Here is a 15,409-nt window from a genome sequence, read left to right on the forward strand (position 1 = left end):
CAGGTGCCGACCATATCATGCCTGCCGGATTCTTGCCTTTATGCGGCCAAAAAGTAAGAAGCCTCCCAATCTCTCGATTGGAAGGCTTCGCGGCGGTAGCTGCCTTTGCCTTTGCCTGGTTGCTCCTGACGGGAGCGGAACAGGGGTTGGGCGATGAGTGACTTGGCCTTGTTGGGCCTGGTTTTCTTGCTCATTGGGGAGACCTCCGGGTGGGTGGTAGCGCGAATATAGGGGTGAAAGTATCGCGGGGCAAGCCCGCTCCCATCGGGCGATTTGCTTTCACTCGGCCGGTAATGCCAGCCGCTGCCCCGCCATCAGCAAGGAAAGCCGCGCCAGGCTGGTCCAGGGCGAACCCTGGAGCTGGCCCTTGATTTGCGCATCGATGCGCTGGGCATCCTGTAACAGCTGGCTCCAGCGCTGCGCCGAATGGCGCTGCAAGGCTTTGCTCATCAGTGGTTTGCGCTTGTCCCAGACCGGTGGCCGCGCCTGGCTGAAGGCCTTGTCCAGCGGCACGCCCTGGCTGAACTGCTGGGCCAGGCTGGCCAGCAGGCGCAACTCACGGGCCAGGGCCCAGAGAATCACCGGTGGCTCGACCCCTTCGCCGCGCAAGCCTTCGAGCATGCGCAGGGCATGAGCCGCCTCCCCGTTGAGGATCGCATCGACCAGCCCGAAGACATCGAAGCGGGCGCTGTCGGCCACGGCTGCTTGTACGGTTTCGACCGTGATCTGGTTGCCCTCTGCCAACAGCTTGAGCTTTTCGATCTCTTGCGCGGCGGCCAGCAAGTTGCCTTCGACCCGGGCGGCAATCAGGTCCACTGCATCACGCTGGGCGCAGAGCCCGGCCTGGGAGAGGCGCTGATTGATCCATTGCGGCAGTTGCTGGGCATCGACAGGCCAGATCTGGATGAACTGGACTTGTTGGCCTTCAATCAGCGCCTTGCCCCATTTGGTCTTCTGCGCGCTGCCGTCGAGCTTGGGCAGGCTAATCAGGAGCAGGGTGTCTTCGGCCGGCCGGGAGCAGTATTCGATCAGGGCTGCAGCCCCCTTGTCGCCGGGCTTGCCGGAGGGCAGTCGCAGCTCCAGCAGGCGGCGCTGGGCGAACAGTGACAGGCTGGCGCCGGCCTGGAGCAGGGTGCCCCAGTCGAAGTTGGCGTCGGCACTGAATACCTGGCGTTCATCGAAGCCTTGCTGGCGCGCGGCACCGCGCACGGCATCGGCAGCTTCCTGACACAGCAGCGGATCGTCGCCACTGATCACGTAGACCGGTGCGAGGCTACCTTGCAGGTGCTTGCTGAGTTGGGCGGGAGAGAGTTTCATGGTCGCAGTCGGGGCACCGAAGTGCCCCGTTCAGGCTCAGTTGGCCGGCAACTGCAGAGGCGACTGCTGAGGCGTCTCTTCCTGGGCGCGGCGGGCCGCTTCCACGGCGTCGGCCTGGGCCTGGGCGCGCTCGTCGGCTTTGTGCTGCAGCACCTCGAGCTGGGTCGGGGTCAGAAGTTGCAGGCGAACCAGCATGTTCTGCACCAGTTCACGACGCATTTCCTTGCGGGCCTGCGAAGCTTCCTGCTGGGAGCCGGTGATGTTGTTGCCGTCGTGCACGTAGATCTTGCGCACTTCGAGTTTGTCGTTCAGCAGGTTGGTGTCGTTGTGACCGTCGATGGAGTAGCTCAGCACGGTGGTCAGCTCGTATTCAGCAGAGCGACCGGAGCCGCCCGCGTAGGAGGCTGCCCGCTGCGATTCTTGCTCATTGGTCAGGATCAGTTTGTACGGTGCGCCGGCGTGTACGTTGACGCCACTGCTCTGCAGGGCCTGGCGCAGCTGGGTCACGGTATCGCCGTAGGCGTTGCGTGCGCTAAGGTCCAGTTCCTTGATGGCCAGTTCGGTCTGGCCGGTGCCGCGCAGCTGGAAACCGCAGGCGCTGAGCATGACGGCCAGGCCGATCACCAGCAGATTGCGTTTGATCATCTTGTAGCTCCCTTTTGGGCCGATTCTGTGTGCGGGCCCGCCGTTCATGCGGGCCCGCAGTCCTGTCAGTTGGCGACGATGTTGACCAGCTTGCCCGGTACCACGATGACCTTGCGGATGCTCAGGCCTTCGGTGAAACGCACGACGTTCTCGTTGCTGCGGGCGGCGGCTTCGATGTCCTCACGGCTGGCGCCGGCCGGCATTTCGATCTGCCCGCGCAGCTTGCCGTTGACCTGGATGACCAGAACGATGCTGTCCTGGACCAGGGCGTTTTCGTCCAGTGTCGGCCAGGCGGCATCGATCACGGCATCCTGGTGACCCAGGCGCAGCCACAGCTCATGGCTGATGTGCGGTGTGATCGGGGCGAGGATCAGGGCGACGGTTTCCAGGCCCTCCTGGAGCAGGGCGCGGTCTTGCTCGCTCGCCTGCGGGGCTTTTTCCAGTACGTTCATCACGGTCATTACCTGGGCAATGGCGGTGTTGAACTTGTGGTGCTGGCCGACATCGATGCTGGCCTGTTTGATGGCCGCGTGGATGGCGCGGCGGATCACCTTCTGGGCGTCGTCCAGGGCCGTGACGTCGAGCTTGCCTGGCAAGCCCTGAGTCACATGGGCCTGCGCCAGGCGCCAGACGCGGCGCAGGAAGCGGTTGGCGCCTTCCACCCCGGAGTCGGACCACTCCAGGCTCATGTCGGGCGGCGATGCGAACATCATGAACAGGCGGCAGGTGTCGGCGCCGTAGGCATCGATCATCGCCTGTGGGTCAACGCCATTGTTCTTGGACTTGGACATCTTCTCGGTGCCACCGATCTCGACCGGCAGGCCGTCGGTCTTCAGGCGGGCGCCAATGATCTTGGCCTTGGCATCGCGCTCGATTTCGACGTCGGCCGGGTTGAACCAGTCCTTGCCGCCATTGCTGGCAACGCGGTAGTAGGTTTCGGCAACGACCATGCCCTGGGTCAGCAGGTTCTTGAACGGCTCGTTGGAGGTGACCAGGCCTTCGTCACGCATCAGCTTGTGGAAGAAGCGCGCATACAGCAGGTGCAGGATGGCGTGTTCGATACCGCCGATGTACTGGTCTACCGGCAGCCAGTGGTTGGCAGCCTTCGGATCGACCATGCCGCCTTCGTAGTTTGGCGAGGCGTAGCGAGCGAAGTACCAGGACGACTCGACGAAGGTGTCCATGGTATCGGTTTCACGCTTGGCCGCCGTGCCGCATTTAGGGCAGGTGCACTCGTAGAACTCAGGCATGCGTGCCAATGGCGAACCGGCGCCGTCCGGTACCACGTCTTCAGGCAGGGTGACCGGCAACTGGTCTTCAGGGACCGGCACGTCGCCGCAGGACGGGCAGTGGATGATCGGGATCGGGCAGCCCCAGTAGCGCTGGCGGCTGATGCCCCAGTCGCGCAGGCGGAACTGGGTGCGCGACTTGCCGAGTTCCTTCTTGATCAGGGCCACTTCGATGGCATCGAAGGCACCCGGGAAGTCCAGGCCATCGAACTCACCGGAGTTGATCAGCATGCCGTGTTCGCCACAGGCAGCATCCCACTCGGCCGGCACGTCATCGCCCAGGCTGGTGCGAATGACTGCCTTGAACGGCAGGTTGTACTTCCTGGCGAACTCGAAATCACGTTCGTCATGGGCCGGAACGGCCATTACCGCGCCATCGCCGTAGTGCATCAATACATAGTTGGCGACCCATACCGGCAGTTTTTCACCGGTCAGCGGGTGCTCGACGAACAGCGAGGTGGCCAGGCCCTTTTTCTCCTGGGTGGCGACGTCGGCTTCGGCGACGCTGCCGCTCTTGCATTCGTCGATGAACGCTTGCAGCTGCGGGTTGCCCTGGGCGGCCTGGGTGGCCAGTGGATGCTCGGCGGCAACGGCCACGTAGGTGGCGCCCATCAGGGTGTCGGGACGGGTAGTGAACACCTTCAGTGCGCCGGCGTGGCCGATGCTGGCTTGATCGTAGGGGAACTGTACTTCCATGCCGCGGGACTTGCCGATCCAGTTGCGCTGCATGGTCTTGACCTGTTCAGGCCAGCCCGGCAGCTCGTCGAGGCTTTCCAGCAGCTCGTCGGCGTAGTCGGTGATCTTGAAGTAGTACATCGGGATTTCGCGCTTCTCGATCAGCGCGCCCGAACGCCAGCCACGGCCGTCGATGACCTGCTCGTTGGCCAGTACCGTCTGGTCGGCCGGGTCCCAGTTCACGGTACCGTTCTTGCGGTAGATCACGCCTTTTTCGAACAGGCGGGTGAACAGCCACTGTTCCCAGCGGTAGTAGTCAGGCTTGCAGGTGGTGACTTCGCGCGACCAGTCGAAGGCAAGGCCCAGGCTCTTGAGCTGGGTCTTCATGTAGTCGATGTTTTCGTACGTCCACTTGGCCGGAGCGACGTTGTTCTTCATCGCGGCGTTTTCGGCCGGCATGCCGAAGGCGTCCCAGCCCATCGGTTGCATGACGTTCTTGCCCAGCATGCGCTGGTAGCGGGCAATCACGTCACCGATGGTGTAGTTGCGCACGTGGCCCATGTGTAGCTTGCCGCTTGGGTACGGGAACATCGATAGGCAGTAGAACGTGTCTTTGCCTTCCTGTTCACTGACTTCAAAAGACTTTCGCTCGTCCCAAAACGATTGGGCGGCGGCTTCGATTTCGCGGGGCTGATAGAGTTCGTGCATGGCTACTTTGCGCTGAGAAATGGGAGACCTTATCCAGGCAGCGAAAAAACGCTGCATCGGCAATCCGGTGTCAAAAGGGTGAACGCCCTAGCATACATGACCGCCGTCCACCGAGGGAAACCCTGATTGCACTGGGCGCGGCGCTGCGGGCCGTTGGTCGCGGCGCCCTGCTGCTTTTGCGAGTGACGCTAAGCTCAGGAGTGGGGGAGATATATTTATCTTCAATGAGGTGAACGGATGGGAGAGTCGCAGCTACAAGCAACAAAACCGGAGCTTTACGAACGGCTGATCGACCGTCTGGGGCTGGCCCTGGATGTCGCTAGAACCGCCGTTCGGTTACGCGATGAAGTGCCTGCTGAATTGGAGTTGCGTGGTCTTAGCCGCGCTGAATTCGATGTTATCAAAGCCTATCTGGACTCCCTTCCAGAGGGCGGGCATGGACGCGCTGGCGCACAGCTATCACCGGAGCCGCCACCTTCGGCCAGAGTCGTCTGGCTCAAGGACAAGACGCGCTCCACTACCACGGCAAAATCCAGGACGCTGCAATTCAAATAGCCGTTCGGATTCCCAGGCGCAATGCGGAGTGCGCCAATTTCGAAAAATCTATGATGATCGGCGCCTGACTACGCTTGTTGCCAGGTGCCGATCGTCTTAGGCTGCGCACCTCCATGGAGGTGTCCCGTGCCGATCCGCTACCTGATCAAACAACTCATCCTGCCGCCTGGCATCCTGTTCCTGCTGCTGCTTGCCGCCTGGTGGTTGCGCAGGTCGTGGCCGCGCCTGTCTGCCCTGTGCTTTGCGCTGGGCCTGGGTGGATTGTGGCTGATGAGCCTGCCGGTGGTCGTCGAGCGGTCGGCGCGTTTGCTGGAGACCGAGCCTGCGCTGGGCCTGGCGCAGTGGGCACATCTGGCCGAGCGGGCAGATGCCATTGTCATTCTGGGCGCCGGGCGCGAGCGCGGCGATCCGGCCTGGGGCGATGTCGACCAGCCTACCGACGTGGCGATGGAGCGCATGCGCTATGCCGCGCAACTGGCCAAGGCGTCAGGTTTGCCACTGCTGACCAGCGGTGGCCTGCATTTTGGTACCCCGCCCAGCGAGGCGCAGTTGATGGCCGATGCCCTGCAGCGCGATCTGGGTGTCTCGGTGCGCTGGCAGGAAGGGCGCAGCCGCACAACCTGGGAAAATGCACAGATGAGCGCCGAAATGCTTCAGCCCCTGGGTATCAAGCGTGTGGTGGTGGTGACTCAGGCCTGGCATATGCAACGCTCGCGCTGGAGCTTCGAGCGGGCCGGCTTCGAGGTGGTGCCGGCCCCGGTGGGCTTTCTTGGGCGCGATCATGCGCGACCGTTCGGTGGCTGGCTGCCAGAGAGCAGGTCGATCTGGCGGAGCGGCCAACTGCTCAACGAGGCAGTCGGCCTGCTCGGCTACCGGATGTTTTACTAGACGGTCTTGGCGATGCGGCTGGCGAGCAAGGCCCAGCCCAGCAACAGCGCGCAGAGGATCACCAGGGGCCAGGAGCGATACTGCAGGTACGGAGTGAGCTGCTGCATCGGTACCACTTCGCCGTAGAGGATCCCGCGTTCGAACTGCGGGATCTGCGCCGTTATACGCCCGAACGGATCAATCAGGCCGGTGACGCCGTTGTTGGTGGCCCGGATCATCCAGCGACCCGCTTCCAGCGCGCGCATCTGCGCCATCTGCAAGTGTTGCAGCGGGCCGATCGAGGTGCCGAACCAGGTGTCGTTGCTGATGGTCAGGAGAATGTCGCTGCGCGCTGCCAGGCTGGCGGCGAATTCCGGGTAGACCACTTCGTAGCAGATGTACGGGGCAATCTGATAGCCCTTGGCTTGCAGCAGCGGTTGATCCGACGGGCCCCGGGCAAAGTCCGACATGGGCAGGTCGAAGAAGGCGATCAGGCCACGGAGCATGTCCTGCAAGGGAACGTACTCACCGAACGGCACCAGCTTTTGCTTGAGGTAGGTGCCATCGCCTTCGCCGGTCACGGTAATGCCGTTGTAGTAGCGACGCTGCTGGTGGACGATTTCCCGTACCGGCAGGCCGGTGATCAGTGCCGAATGACGTTCGGCGGCGAAATTGCCCATCATGTCCAGGTAACCCTGCGCCTGGTCCTTGAGGATCGGCACAGCGGTCTCCGGCCAGACCAGTAGGTCGACGGGCTTGGAGCTGAAGCTCATGTCCCGGTACAGGGCCAGTTGAGCATTGACGTGTTCGGGGTTCCACTTCATTTCCTGCTCGACGTTGCCTTGCAGGGCGGCGACGGTCAGGGGCTTGCCGGCAGGTGCAGTCCAGGCGTGATTCTTCAGGGCCAGGCCGATGGCCCAGGGCGCCAGGAGCAAGGCAATGGCCACCACGAGGAAGGACTTGCGTTCACGCAGGCGTGGCAAGTTGCACAGCAAGGCTGCACACAGGGCCAGGCAGAAGGAGATCAGCCACATGCCCCCGATCGGGGCCAGGCCAGACAGTGGGCCATCGAGTTGGCTGTAGCCGGAGTACAGCCACGGGAAGCCAGTGAGGAACCAGCCGCGGAATGCCTCTTGGCCTACCCACAAGGCCGCAAAGCACAGGGCATCGGCCAGGGGCGCCTCGTTGCGGCGCAGCCAGCGTGTCCAGACCCAGGCGGGCAGGGCGAAGAACCAGGCGATAGCGGCAAAGAACGCCACCAGCAGACCGGTTGCCAGTAGCGGAGTCGCGCCGCCGTAGGTGTTGATGCTGACATAGATCCAACTGGTGCCAGCGGCGTACAAGCCAAAGCCGAAGCACCATCCGCGGCCCAGGGCCTGGCGTGGGCTAAGCTCGCGCAGGCCAAGGTAGAACAGGCCGGCCGCCAGCAATGCCAGCGGCCAGATGTCGAACGGCGCCAGGGCCAGGGTGGTGATTGCGCCAGCCGCCACGGCCAGCAGGTTACCGGGCCAGCCGGGGCGGGTGATCCAGCGCATGGTTGTCCTTAACGGGTGATAGGGGTCAGACGCAGCAGGTGTATCCGGCGGCTGTCGGCGTTGAGAATGCGGAAGCGATACGGGCCGATTTCGGTGGTCTCGTTACGCTTGGGCAGGTGGCCGAAGGCGCTCATTACCAGGCCGCCGACAGTGTCGAACTCATCGTCGGAGAACTGGCTGTCGAAAAACTCGTTGAAGTTCTCGATCGGGGTCAGTGCCTTGATCAGGAAGTCGCCGCTTGGTAGTGGCTTGATGTAGCTGTCTTCCTCGACGTCATGTTCGTCTTCGATATCGCCGACGATCTGCTCGAGCACGTCTTCAATGGTAACCAGGCCGGCCACGCCGCCGTACTCGTCGATGACGATGGCCATGTGGTTGTGGTTGGCGCGGAACTCGCGCAGGAGCACGTTCAGGCGCTTGGACTCGGGCACGAAGGTGGCCGGGCGCAGCAGGTCCTTGATGTTGAAGCTGTCGCCATTCTCCTTGAGGATCAGTGGCAGCAGGTCCTTGGCCAGCAGCACGCCCAGGACATCGTCATGGCTTTCGCCGACCACCGGGTAGCGCGAGTGCGCAGCGTCGATCACCGCCGGCAGGAACTCGCGTGGCGACTGCGTGGCCTTGATGCTGATCATCTGCGAGCGCGGCACCATGATGTCGCGTACTTGCAGGTCTGCCACCTGGATGGCACCTTCGACAATGGTCAGCGCCTCGCTGTCGAGCAGCTTGTTCTGGTGGGCTTCGCGCAGCAGCTCAAGCAGCTCCTGGCGGTTTTTCGGCTCATGGGCAAAAGCCTGGGTCAGTTTGCCCAGCCAGGACTTTTGCCCGTTGCTCGATCGATCTTCGCTCATGGCGGTTACTCGTGTTCCTTGCTGATATCAGTGTGGGGTGCGTCGTGTTCGTCGTCGGCATACGGATCCGGGTGACCCAGTTCGGCTAGCAACTCTCGTTCCAGTGCTTCCATTTCCTCGGCCTCATCGTCGTCGATGTGGTCGTAGCCCAGCAGGTGCAGGCATCCGTGAATCACCAGATGTGCCCAATGGGCCTCGAGGGTCTTGCCTTGTTCGGCGGCCTCGCGCTCGACCACGGCCACGCAGATCACCAGATCGCCGAGCAGGGGAATGTCGAGCAGGTCGTCGGGAACATCGGCGGGGAAGGAAAGCACGTTGGTGGCGTAGTCCTTGTGCCGGTAGGTGTGATTGAGCTCACGGCCTTCGGCTTCGTCCACCAGGCGGATGGTCATTTCCGAGTCGGCAGTGCGCTGGCGCAAAGCCAGCTCGCACCAGCGGCGAAAGAGTGCGTCATCAGGGGCAGCGGCATCCGTGGCCCGTTGCAGGTCAAGTTCAAGCATCGCGTCGGGTGCCTTCACTGTTGCCCTGCTGTTGGCTGTCGAAACGCTCGTAGGCTTCGACAATACGCTGTACCAGCGGGTGGCGAACCACGTCCTTGGGCTGGAAGTGGGTGAAGCTGATACCCGGCACGCCCTTGAGCACTTCGATCACATGAGCCAGGCCCGACTTGGTGCCGCGCGGCAGGTCGACCTGGGTGATGTCACCGGTGATCACCGCCGTGGAGCCGAAGCCGATACGGGTCAGGAACATTTTCATCTGCTCGACGGTAGTGTTCTGGCTTTCGTCGAGGATGATGAAGCTGTTGTTCAGGGTGCGGCCACGCATGTAGGCCAGCGGGGCGATCTCGATCACCTGGCGCTCGATCAGCTTGGCCACGTGTTCGAAGCCGAGCATTTCATACAGCGCGTCGTACAGGGGGCGAAGGTACGGGTCGATCTTCTGGGCCAGATCGCCTGGCAGGAAGCCAAGCTTTTCGCCCGCTTCGACCGCTGGGCGCACCAGCAGGATGCGGCGCACCTGTTCGCGCTCCAGCGCATCGACCGCGCAGGCAACGGCCAGGTAGGTCTTGCCGGTGCCGGCCGGCCCGATGCCGAAGTTGATGTCGTTGCCGAGGATTTCCTTGACGTAGCGCTGCTGGTTCAGCCCGCGCGGACGAATCATGCCCTTGCGCGTGCGCAGGGAAACACTGACTTCGTTCACCGCCGGGTTTTCCAGCTCCTGGACTGCAGACTCCTGCAGGAACAGGTGGACCATTTCCGGCGAGAGCTCGGTTGCCTTGGTCTCGCGATAGAGACGGCGCAGCAGTTGCTCGGCAGAGGAGGTGTGCTTGGGTTCGCCGATCAGTTCGAACTGATTGCCGCGGTTGCGGATTTCGATGGCCAGGCGTTGTTCGATCAGGCGCAAATGCTCGTCGAATTGCCCGCACAGATTGGCGAAGCGATGGGCCTCGAAGGGCTCGAGGATGAAACGATGAGGTTCTATGGGTGCGTTCAAGGTTGTTTTTCAGCCGCCCGACGGCAATGGATATGGTCTCAAGGATAACCCTAGCCGCTGCAGGGCGAAAGCGCTGAAACGATCAAGGGTCGCCGGGCCAGTGTTGCGGCCCGGCTGGACAGGTCAATGGGCCAGCGAGCCGAACAGCGAGTGAGGGCGTGCGTCGTCGATATGGATGTCGACGAACTGGCCGATCAGCTTCGGATTGTCGCAGCGGAAGTTGACGATACGGTTATTCTCGGTGCGCCCCTGCAACTGGCCCGGGTCGCGGCGAGAGTAGTCGGTGACCAGGATGCGCTGGACCGTGCCGACCATTTGTCGGCTGATCTCGAAGCCCTGGGTGTCGAGGCGATGCTGCAGGGCCTTGAGTCGTTCTTTTTTCACCTCTTCCGAGGTTTCGTCGGGCAGGTCGGAGGCCGGGGTGCCCGGGCGCTGGCTGTAGACGAAGGAGTAGGAGAAGTCGAAGCCGACATCGGCCACCAGCTTCATGGTCTGTTCGAAGTCCTTCTCGGTTTCGCCCGGGAAGCCGACGATGAAGTCCGAGCTTATGCAGATACCCGGCACGGCAGCCTTGAGCTTGCGCAGCTTGGACTTGTATTCGAGGACGGTGTGGTTGCGCTTCATCGCCGCCAGCACGCGGTCGGAACCCGATTGCACGGGCAGGTGCAGGTGCTTGACCAGCTCCGGCACTTCGGCGTGGGCCTGGATCAGGCTGTCGGAGAACTCCAGCGGATGCGAGGTGGTGTAGCGGATGCGGTCGATGCCATCGACGGCGGCGACCACGCGGATCAGTTCGGCCAGGTCGGCTAGCCGGCCGTCGTGGGTCTGGCCGCGGTAGCCGTTGACGTTCTGCCCCAGCAGGGTGATTTCGCGCACGCCGTTTTCGGCCAGGTGGATCACCTCGGCCAGCACGTCGTCGAACGGGCGGCTGACTTCTTCGCCGCGGGTGTAGGGCACAACGCAGAAGGTGCAGTACTTGCTGCAGCCTTCCATGACCGAGACATAAGCGGTCGGGCCGTCGATGCGGGGTTCGGGCAGGTGGTCGAACTTCTCGATTTCAGGGAACGACACGTCGACCTGGGGCAGGCGCGTGGTCCGCGCAGCGTCGATCATTTCGGGCAGGCGGTGCAGGGTTTGCGGGCCGAACACCACATCGACATAGGGCGCGCGCTTGCGGATCGACTCGCCTTCCTGGCTGGCCACGCAACCGCCGACGGCGATGACCATGTCCGGGTTCTGGTCCTTTAGTTCACGCCAGCGGCCCAGCTGGGAGTAGACCCGGTCCTGGGCGCGTTCGCGGATCGAGCAGGTATTGAGCAGGATCACATCGGCGTCTTCGGCACGCGCAGTGACCTCCAGGGCTTGATGTTCGCCCAGCAGATCGACCATGCGCGAGCTGTCGTACTCGTTCATTTGGCAACCGTGGGTTTCGATATAAAGCTTCTTGGCCATGGGAGATCATCTGGTAATTCGAAGAACCGCGCATTATAGGGTGCCGAGGCGGCGGATCCTAGCATTGTCGGTCCGGGCCCTATGTTATAGTTTGCGCTTTCTTTACAACCTGTGACTGCCCCTTCGAAATGACCAAACGTGAAGCGCCTATCTACAAAGTGATCTTTCTCAACCAGGGCCAGGTATTCGAGATGTATGCCAAGCAGATCTACCAGAGCGATCTGTGGGGTTTCCTGGAGATAGAAGAGTTTGTCTTCGGCGAGCGCACCCAAGTCGTGGTCGATCCCAGTGAAGAAAAACTCAAGGCCCAGTTCGAAGGCGTGGTGCGCAGCTTCGTGCCGATGCATTCGATCGTGCGCATTGATGAGGTCGAGCGCTTGGGAACGCCGAAAATCAGCGAGGCCCGGGGCGTGGGCAACGTGATGCCGTTTCCGATGCCGATGCCGGAGAAGTAGGCGGGCTGTTCAGGGGAGTGGTGAAAAAGGGGTGCGCCCTTCGGCGGTCTGCAGCTCAAGCAGGTACTTGCGGAAAATCTGCCCCAGTACCTGGGTCGCCATTTCCAGCTCATCGCGCGGCATTTTTTCCGACACTTCGTCGGCCAGGTCCAGGGCGTCTTCGGCGCCGTTGACCGCGGCCATTTTCAGCACGATGTACGCCTGTACATTGTTGGCCGCAACGCCTTCACCCTTGTAGAACATGGTCCCCAGACGATATTGCGCTTCGGCGTGGCCTTGCAGCGACGCCTGCTCGAAGTAGCTCAGCGCCTGATTGAGGTCGCGCGGGGTGTAGGTGCCCTGGTAATAGAACTCACCCAATTCGTATTGGGCCTGGGCATCGCCTGCCTGGGCGGCTTGCTGGCACGCGGCGAGGGCCTGGGGCAGGTCTTCAGGTTGGGAATCGAGGGTGCAGCGGCCCGTTGCCGGAATCAGCAACGAGTTGCCGCCTGCCGAGGCCAGCAGGGGCTGAAGAAGCAACAGGCAGCCCAGGGCGAGGGCGCGGCCGGTGCGGTTCATGGGGATCGACTTACCTCTGCAAAGCTGCGGCCAAAGTGTCTGGTGGCACATTATGGGATAAGCAACGCCTACCTTACAAAGTCTTTACTCGATTTTCTGTGATGAGAGGCATTATCGCGGGGCACGCCCGCTCCTACACCGGTAATTGTAGGAGCGGGCGTGCCCCGCGATGGTTCAAGCGATCAGAGCTTGGCGAACGCCCGCTCGGCAGCATCCAGGGTGATCTTCAGCTCGGTTTCGCCGTGGGCGATCGAGGTGAAGCCGGCTTCGAAGGCGCTTGGCGCCAGGTACACGCCGCCCTCGAGCATCAGGTGGAAGAAGCGCTTGAAGCGCTCGGCATCGCTGGCCATCACGTCATCGAAGGTGACGATGTCGTCGGCGCCGCTGAAGTACAGGCCGAACATGCCACCCGCCTGGGTGGTGACGAACGGAATGCCGGCTGCATCGGCGCGCTGTTGCAAGCCGTCGAGCAACTTGCTGGTGTAGGCGCTGAGCTCGTCGTGGAAGCCCGGGCGGCTGATCAGCTTGAGGGTGGTCAGGCCGGCGGCCATGGCCAGCGGGTTGCCCGACAGGGTGCCAGCCTGGTAGACCGGGCCCAGTGGCGCGATCTGCTCCATGATCTTGCGCTTGCCGCCAAAGCAGCCAACCGGCATGCCGCCACCGACGATCTTGCCGAAGGTCGACAGGTCCGGGGTCACGCCGTAGTGCGCCTGGGCGCCGCCCAGGGCAACGCGAAAACCGGTCATCACTTCGTCGAAGATCAGCACTACGCCGTGCTTGTCGCACAGGGTACGCAGGCCTTCGAGAAAGCCCGGTGCCGGTGGCACGCAGTTCATGTTGCCGGCCACAGGCTCGACGATGATGCACGCCACTTCCTGACCCACTTCAGCCAGCATTTTCTCGACGGCGTCGATGTCGTTGAACGGCAGGGTCAGAGTGTGCTTGGCAAAGGCTGCCGGCACGCCTGCGGAGCTGGGAACGCCCTGGGTCAGCAAGCCGGAGCCGGCCTTGACCAGCAGGCTGTCGGAGTGGCCGTGGTAGCAGCCTTCGAACTTGATGATGCTGTCGCGGCCGGTGTAGCCACGGGCCAGGCGAATGGCGCTCATGGTCGCTTCGGTGCCGGAGCTGACCATGCGCACCATTTCCATCGACGGCACGATCGAGCAGACCAGGTCGGCCATTTCGGTTTCCATGGCGGTAGGCGCGCCGTAGGACAGGCCGTGTTCCAGCTGCTTGCGCACCGAGTCGAGCACGTCAGGGTGGCTGTGGCCGAGGATCATCGGGCCCCAGGAACCCACGTAGTCGACATAGCGCTTGTCGTCTTCGTCGGTGACATAGGCGCCTTCGGCATGCTTGAAGAACAGCGGCGTGCCGCCAACGCTCTTGAATGCCCGCACCGGCGAGTTGACGCCACCGGGGATGTGCTTCTGGGCGTTGGCAAACAGGGTTTCGGAACGAGACATGATGGGCTCTCTCAATCAGGCAGATGCGAACAGGGCGTTGAAGGCGCGGGCACGGCGGGTGACTTCCTGCGTGCTATCGGCGCCGAACAGGCCATGAATCACCGCCAGCAGGTCGGCGCCGTGGGCGACCAGCGGGGCGGCGTTGTCCAGGGTGATGCCGCCGATCGCGCAGATCGGCAACTTGAGCCGGGTACGGGCTTGCTCCAGCAAGACCATGTCGGCGGCTGGCGCGCCCGGCTTGGTCACGGAGTTGAAGAAACGGCCGAAGGCGACATAGCTGGCACCTTCACGGGCGGCTTGTTCGGCCAGCTCCAGTTGTGCATGGCAGGTCGAACCGATGATCGCCTCGCGCCCGAGCAAGGTGCGCGCTGGGGTCAGCGGGCCGTCGGTCTGGCCCAGATGGACGCCGACACCCAGGCGTGCGGCCAGCTCGGCATCGTCGTTGATGATCAGGCGGGTCTTGTAGCGGCTGCACAGGTTGGCCAGGGCCTCGGCTTCACGTAGGCGGCGAGCCTCGTCCTGGCTTTTGTCGCGGTATTGCAGCAAGGCCACACCGCCGTCTAGGGCCGCTTCGATGTAAGGCAGGAACTTGCCGGCCAACAGTTGGCTGTCGGTGATGGCATACAGACCGCGTAGCTTCATCTCGGGGCCTCGGGTTCAGGAACAGAAATCCAGGGGTAGGCGACGCGGCACGTATTGGCCCTTGCCCAGTTGTTCGGCATCGCGCAGGGTGCGCCAGGTGTAGTCCAGGGCCGAGCGCACGGCGCTTTGCAACTGCTCACCCAGGGCCAGGCGGCCGGCCAGGGCGCTGGCCAGGGTACAGCCCGAGCCGTGGTAGCTGCCGGGCAGGCGTTGGCAGGTCCAGGTATGACGCTGGCCATCGCGGCTATAAAGACGGTTGTGGATTTCGTGTTCGTCACCGTGACCGCCGGTGATCAGCAGGTGTCTGACGAAGGGCAGGAGTTTTTCTGCGCATTCGTCGGCAGTGCCTTCGGGCAGTTCGGCGAGTATGCGGGCCTCTGGCAGGTTCGGCGTGGCAATGGTCGCTAGTGGCAACAGCCGCTCGCGCATGGCGTAGCCGACCTCGTCCTTGCCCAGGCGGCCACCGCCACCGGCGCGCAGCACCGGGTCGCAGACCAGGGGCAGGTGAGGGTGGGCGCTGAGCAGTTCGACGACGGTGTCGACCATGTCGAGCGAGCCGAGCATGCCCAGCTTGACCGCCGCTACCGTGGAATCGGCGAGCACGGCGTTAGCCTGGGCCAGTACCCACTCGCGGTCGAGCACGCGAAAGTCACTGACATTGACGGTATCCTGCACGGTCAGGGCGGTCACGGCGGGAGCGGCGTGGCAGCCTTGGGCGATCAGGGCTTCGATATCTGCCTGCAAGCCGGCGCCGCCACTGGGGTCGTGGCCGGAGAGACAGAGGACAACGGGGCGGGAGCTGTAGTTATTCATGGTGCGCGAGCTTACCACCAAACGCTTTTGTCGGGTCTGTCCCTGCAGCCAGGTTTTTTGATCAAGTGGTCAGGAAGTGTGGTTGTAAATCGC

16 protein-coding genes are annotated in these 15,409 nt (G+C 62.9%); 3 read left to right on the forward strand and 13 right to left on the reverse strand.

Translation table 11 applies throughout. The features are described from left to right. Positions 1 to 38: 38 nt before the first annotated feature. The 4 genes from arfA to leuS form a co-directional block, all read right to left on the reverse strand. Complete coding sequence (gene arfA, locus NPS58_RS07145) at positions 39 to 194, reverse strand: alternative ribosome rescue factor ArfA (protein ID WP_274114674.1); 156 nt, start codon at positions 192 to 194, stop codon at positions 39 to 41. Positions 195 to 279: 85 nt separating this feature from the next. Then, positions 280 to 1,317 carry a DNA polymerase III subunit delta gene (holA, locus tag NPS58_RS07150; protein WP_274114676.1) on the reverse strand — a complete coding sequence of 346 codons (1,038 nt, stop codon included), beginning with the start codon at positions 1,315 to 1,317 and terminating at the stop codon, positions 280 to 282. 36 nt (positions 1,318 to 1,353) lie between these two features. Next, complete coding sequence (lptE, locus tag NPS58_RS07155) at positions 1,354 to 1,962, reverse strand: LPS assembly lipoprotein LptE (protein WP_274114678.1); 609 nt, start codon at positions 1,960 to 1,962, stop codon at positions 1,354 to 1,356. Positions 1,963 to 2,027: 65 nt separating this feature from the next. Next, entirely contained in the window at positions 2,028 to 4,634 is a 2,607-nt protein-coding gene (gene leuS / locus NPS58_RS07160) for a leucine--tRNA ligase (RefSeq protein WP_274114680.1), read from the reverse strand. 237 nt (positions 4,635 to 4,871) lie between these two features. On the opposite strand from leuS, the gene NPS58_RS07165 reads away from it, so the two are divergent. Continuing rightward, positions 4,872 to 5,189 (forward strand): hypothetical protein, encoded by a 318-nt coding sequence (locus NPS58_RS07165; RefSeq protein WP_274114681.1) that lies wholly within the window; start codon positions 4,872 to 4,874, stop codon positions 5,187 to 5,189. 126 nt (positions 5,190 to 5,315) lie between these two features. Next, a complete protein-coding gene (locus tag NPS58_RS07170; RefSeq protein WP_274114683.1) occupies positions 5,316 to 6,077 on the forward strand; it encodes a YdcF family protein in 762 nt (253 codons plus the stop codon). Here NPS58_RS07170 and lnt read toward each other — a convergent pair. The 5 genes from lnt to miaB form a co-directional block, all read right to left on the reverse strand. After that, entirely contained in the window at positions 6,074 to 7,591 is a 1,518-nt protein-coding gene (gene lnt, locus NPS58_RS07175) for an apolipoprotein N-acyltransferase (RefSeq protein ID WP_274114684.1), read from the reverse strand. The two genes, NPS58_RS07170 and lnt, sit on opposite strands and share 4 nt — an antisense overlap. Positions 7,592 to 7,599: 8 nt before the next feature. Beyond that, positions 7,600 to 8,439 carry an HlyC/CorC family transporter gene (locus NPS58_RS07180; RefSeq protein WP_028944390.1) on the reverse strand — a complete coding sequence of 280 codons (840 nt, stop codon included), beginning with the start codon at positions 8,437 to 8,439 and terminating at the stop codon, positions 7,600 to 7,602. A gap of 5 nt (positions 8,440 to 8,444) precedes the next feature. After that, positions 8,445 to 8,939, reverse strand: a complete 495-nt coding sequence (gene ybeY, locus NPS58_RS07185; RefSeq protein ID WP_274114686.1) for an rRNA maturation RNase YbeY — start codon at positions 8,937 to 8,939, stop codon at positions 8,445 to 8,447. Continuing rightward, entirely contained in the window at positions 8,932 to 9,933 is a 1,002-nt protein-coding gene (locus NPS58_RS07190; protein WP_274114687.1) for a PhoH family protein, read from the reverse strand. Before NPS58_RS07190 ends, ybeY begins: the two co-directional genes overlap by 8 nt. A gap of 123 nt (positions 9,934 to 10,056) precedes the next feature. Further along, on the reverse strand, positions 10,057 to 11,385 hold the full coding sequence (gene miaB, locus NPS58_RS07195; RefSeq protein WP_274114689.1) for a tRNA (N6-isopentenyl adenosine(37)-C2)-methylthiotransferase MiaB: 1,329 nt from the start codon (positions 11,383 to 11,385) through the stop codon (positions 10,057 to 10,059). A gap of 128 nt (positions 11,386 to 11,513) precedes the next feature. Here miaB and NPS58_RS07200 point away from each other — a divergent pair, with 128 nt between their 5' ends. Continuing rightward, positions 11,514 to 11,840, forward strand: coding sequence for a DUF1820 family protein (locus tag NPS58_RS07200; RefSeq protein ID WP_028944386.1), 327 nt, complete (start codon positions 11,514 to 11,516; stop codon positions 11,838 to 11,840). A gap of 9 nt (positions 11,841 to 11,849) precedes the next feature. Here the strand turns inward: NPS58_RS07200 and NPS58_RS07205 are convergent, their stop codons facing one another. The 4 genes from NPS58_RS07205 to NPS58_RS07220 all read right to left on the reverse strand — a co-directional run bounded on the left by NPS58_RS07205 (position 11,850) and on the right by NPS58_RS07220 (position 15,316). Next, entirely contained in the window at positions 11,850 to 12,398 is a 549-nt protein-coding gene (locus tag NPS58_RS07205; RefSeq protein ID WP_028944385.1) for a tetratricopeptide repeat protein, read from the reverse strand. A gap of 182 nt (positions 12,399 to 12,580) precedes the next feature. After that, positions 12,581 to 13,861, reverse strand: a complete 1,281-nt coding sequence (gene hemL, locus NPS58_RS07210) for a glutamate-1-semialdehyde 2,1-aminomutase (RefSeq protein ID WP_274114692.1) — start codon at positions 13,859 to 13,861, stop codon at positions 12,581 to 12,583. Positions 13,862 to 13,876: 15 nt separating this feature from the next. Beyond that, positions 13,877 to 14,503 carry a thiamine phosphate synthase gene (gene thiE, locus NPS58_RS07215; protein ID WP_274114694.1) on the reverse strand — a complete coding sequence of 209 codons (627 nt, stop codon included), beginning with the start codon at positions 14,501 to 14,503 and terminating at the stop codon, positions 13,877 to 13,879. A 15-nt stretch (positions 14,504 to 14,518) separates the two neighbouring features. After that, positions 14,519 to 15,316, reverse strand: coding sequence for a hydroxymethylpyrimidine/phosphomethylpyrimidine kinase (locus NPS58_RS07220; protein WP_274114695.1), 798 nt, complete (start codon positions 15,314 to 15,316; stop codon positions 14,519 to 14,521). Positions 15,317 to 15,409: the final 93 nt, after the last annotated feature.

Origin of the sequence: Pseudomonas putida, assembly GCF_028682455.1 — a bacterium.
In the GTDB taxonomy this organism is placed as follows: Bacteria; Pseudomonadota; Gammaproteobacteria; order Pseudomonadales; family Pseudomonadaceae; genus Aquipseudomonas; species Aquipseudomonas putida_AA.

Coding starts and splice junctions, on each gene's coding strand:
- arfA (WP_274114674.1), bottom strand. CDS start 194: ATGAGCAAGAAAACCAGGCCCAACAAGGCCAAGTCACTCATCGCCCAA.
- holA (WP_274114676.1), bottom strand. CDS start 1,317: ATGAAACTCTCTCCCGCCCAACTCAGCAAGCACCTGCAAGGTAGCCTC.
- lptE (WP_274114678.1), bottom strand. CDS start 1,962: ATGATCAAACGCAATCTGCTGGTGATCGGCCTGGCCGTCATGCTCAGC.
- leuS (WP_274114680.1), bottom strand. CDS start 4,634: ATGCACGAACTCTATCAGCCCCGCGAAATCGAAGCCGCCGCCCAATCG.
- NPS58_RS07165 (WP_274114681.1), top strand. CDS start 4,872: ATGGGAGAGTCGCAGCTACAAGCAACAAAACCGGAGCTTTACGAACGG.
- lnt (WP_274114684.1), bottom strand. CDS start 7,591: ATGCGCTGGATCACCCGCCCCGGCTGGCCCGGTAACCTGCTGGCCGTG.
- NPS58_RS07180 (WP_028944390.1), bottom strand. CDS start 8,439: ATGAGCGAAGATCGATCGAGCAACGGGCAAAAGTCCTGGCTGGGCAAA.
- ybeY (WP_274114686.1), bottom strand. CDS start 8,939: ATGCTTGAACTTGACCTGCAACGGGCCACGGATGCCGCTGCCCCTGAT.
- miaB (WP_274114689.1), bottom strand. CDS start 11,385: ATGGCCAAGAAGCTTTATATCGAAACCCACGGTTGCCAAATGAACGAG.
- NPS58_RS07200 (WP_028944386.1), top strand. CDS start 11,514: ATGACCAAACGTGAAGCGCCTATCTACAAAGTGATCTTTCTCAACCAG.
- NPS58_RS07205 (WP_028944385.1), bottom strand. CDS start 12,398: ATGAACCGCACCGGCCGCGCCCTCGCCCTGGGCTGCCTGTTGCTTCTT.
- hemL (WP_274114692.1), bottom strand. CDS start 13,861: ATGTCTCGTTCCGAAACCCTGTTTGCCAACGCCCAGAAGCACATCCCC.
- thiE (WP_274114694.1), bottom strand. CDS start 14,503: ATGAAGCTACGCGGTCTGTATGCCATCACCGACAGCCAACTGTTGGCC.
- NPS58_RS07220 (WP_274114695.1), bottom strand. CDS start 15,316: ATGAATAACTACAGCTCCCGCCCCGTTGTCCTCTGTCTCTCCGGCCAC.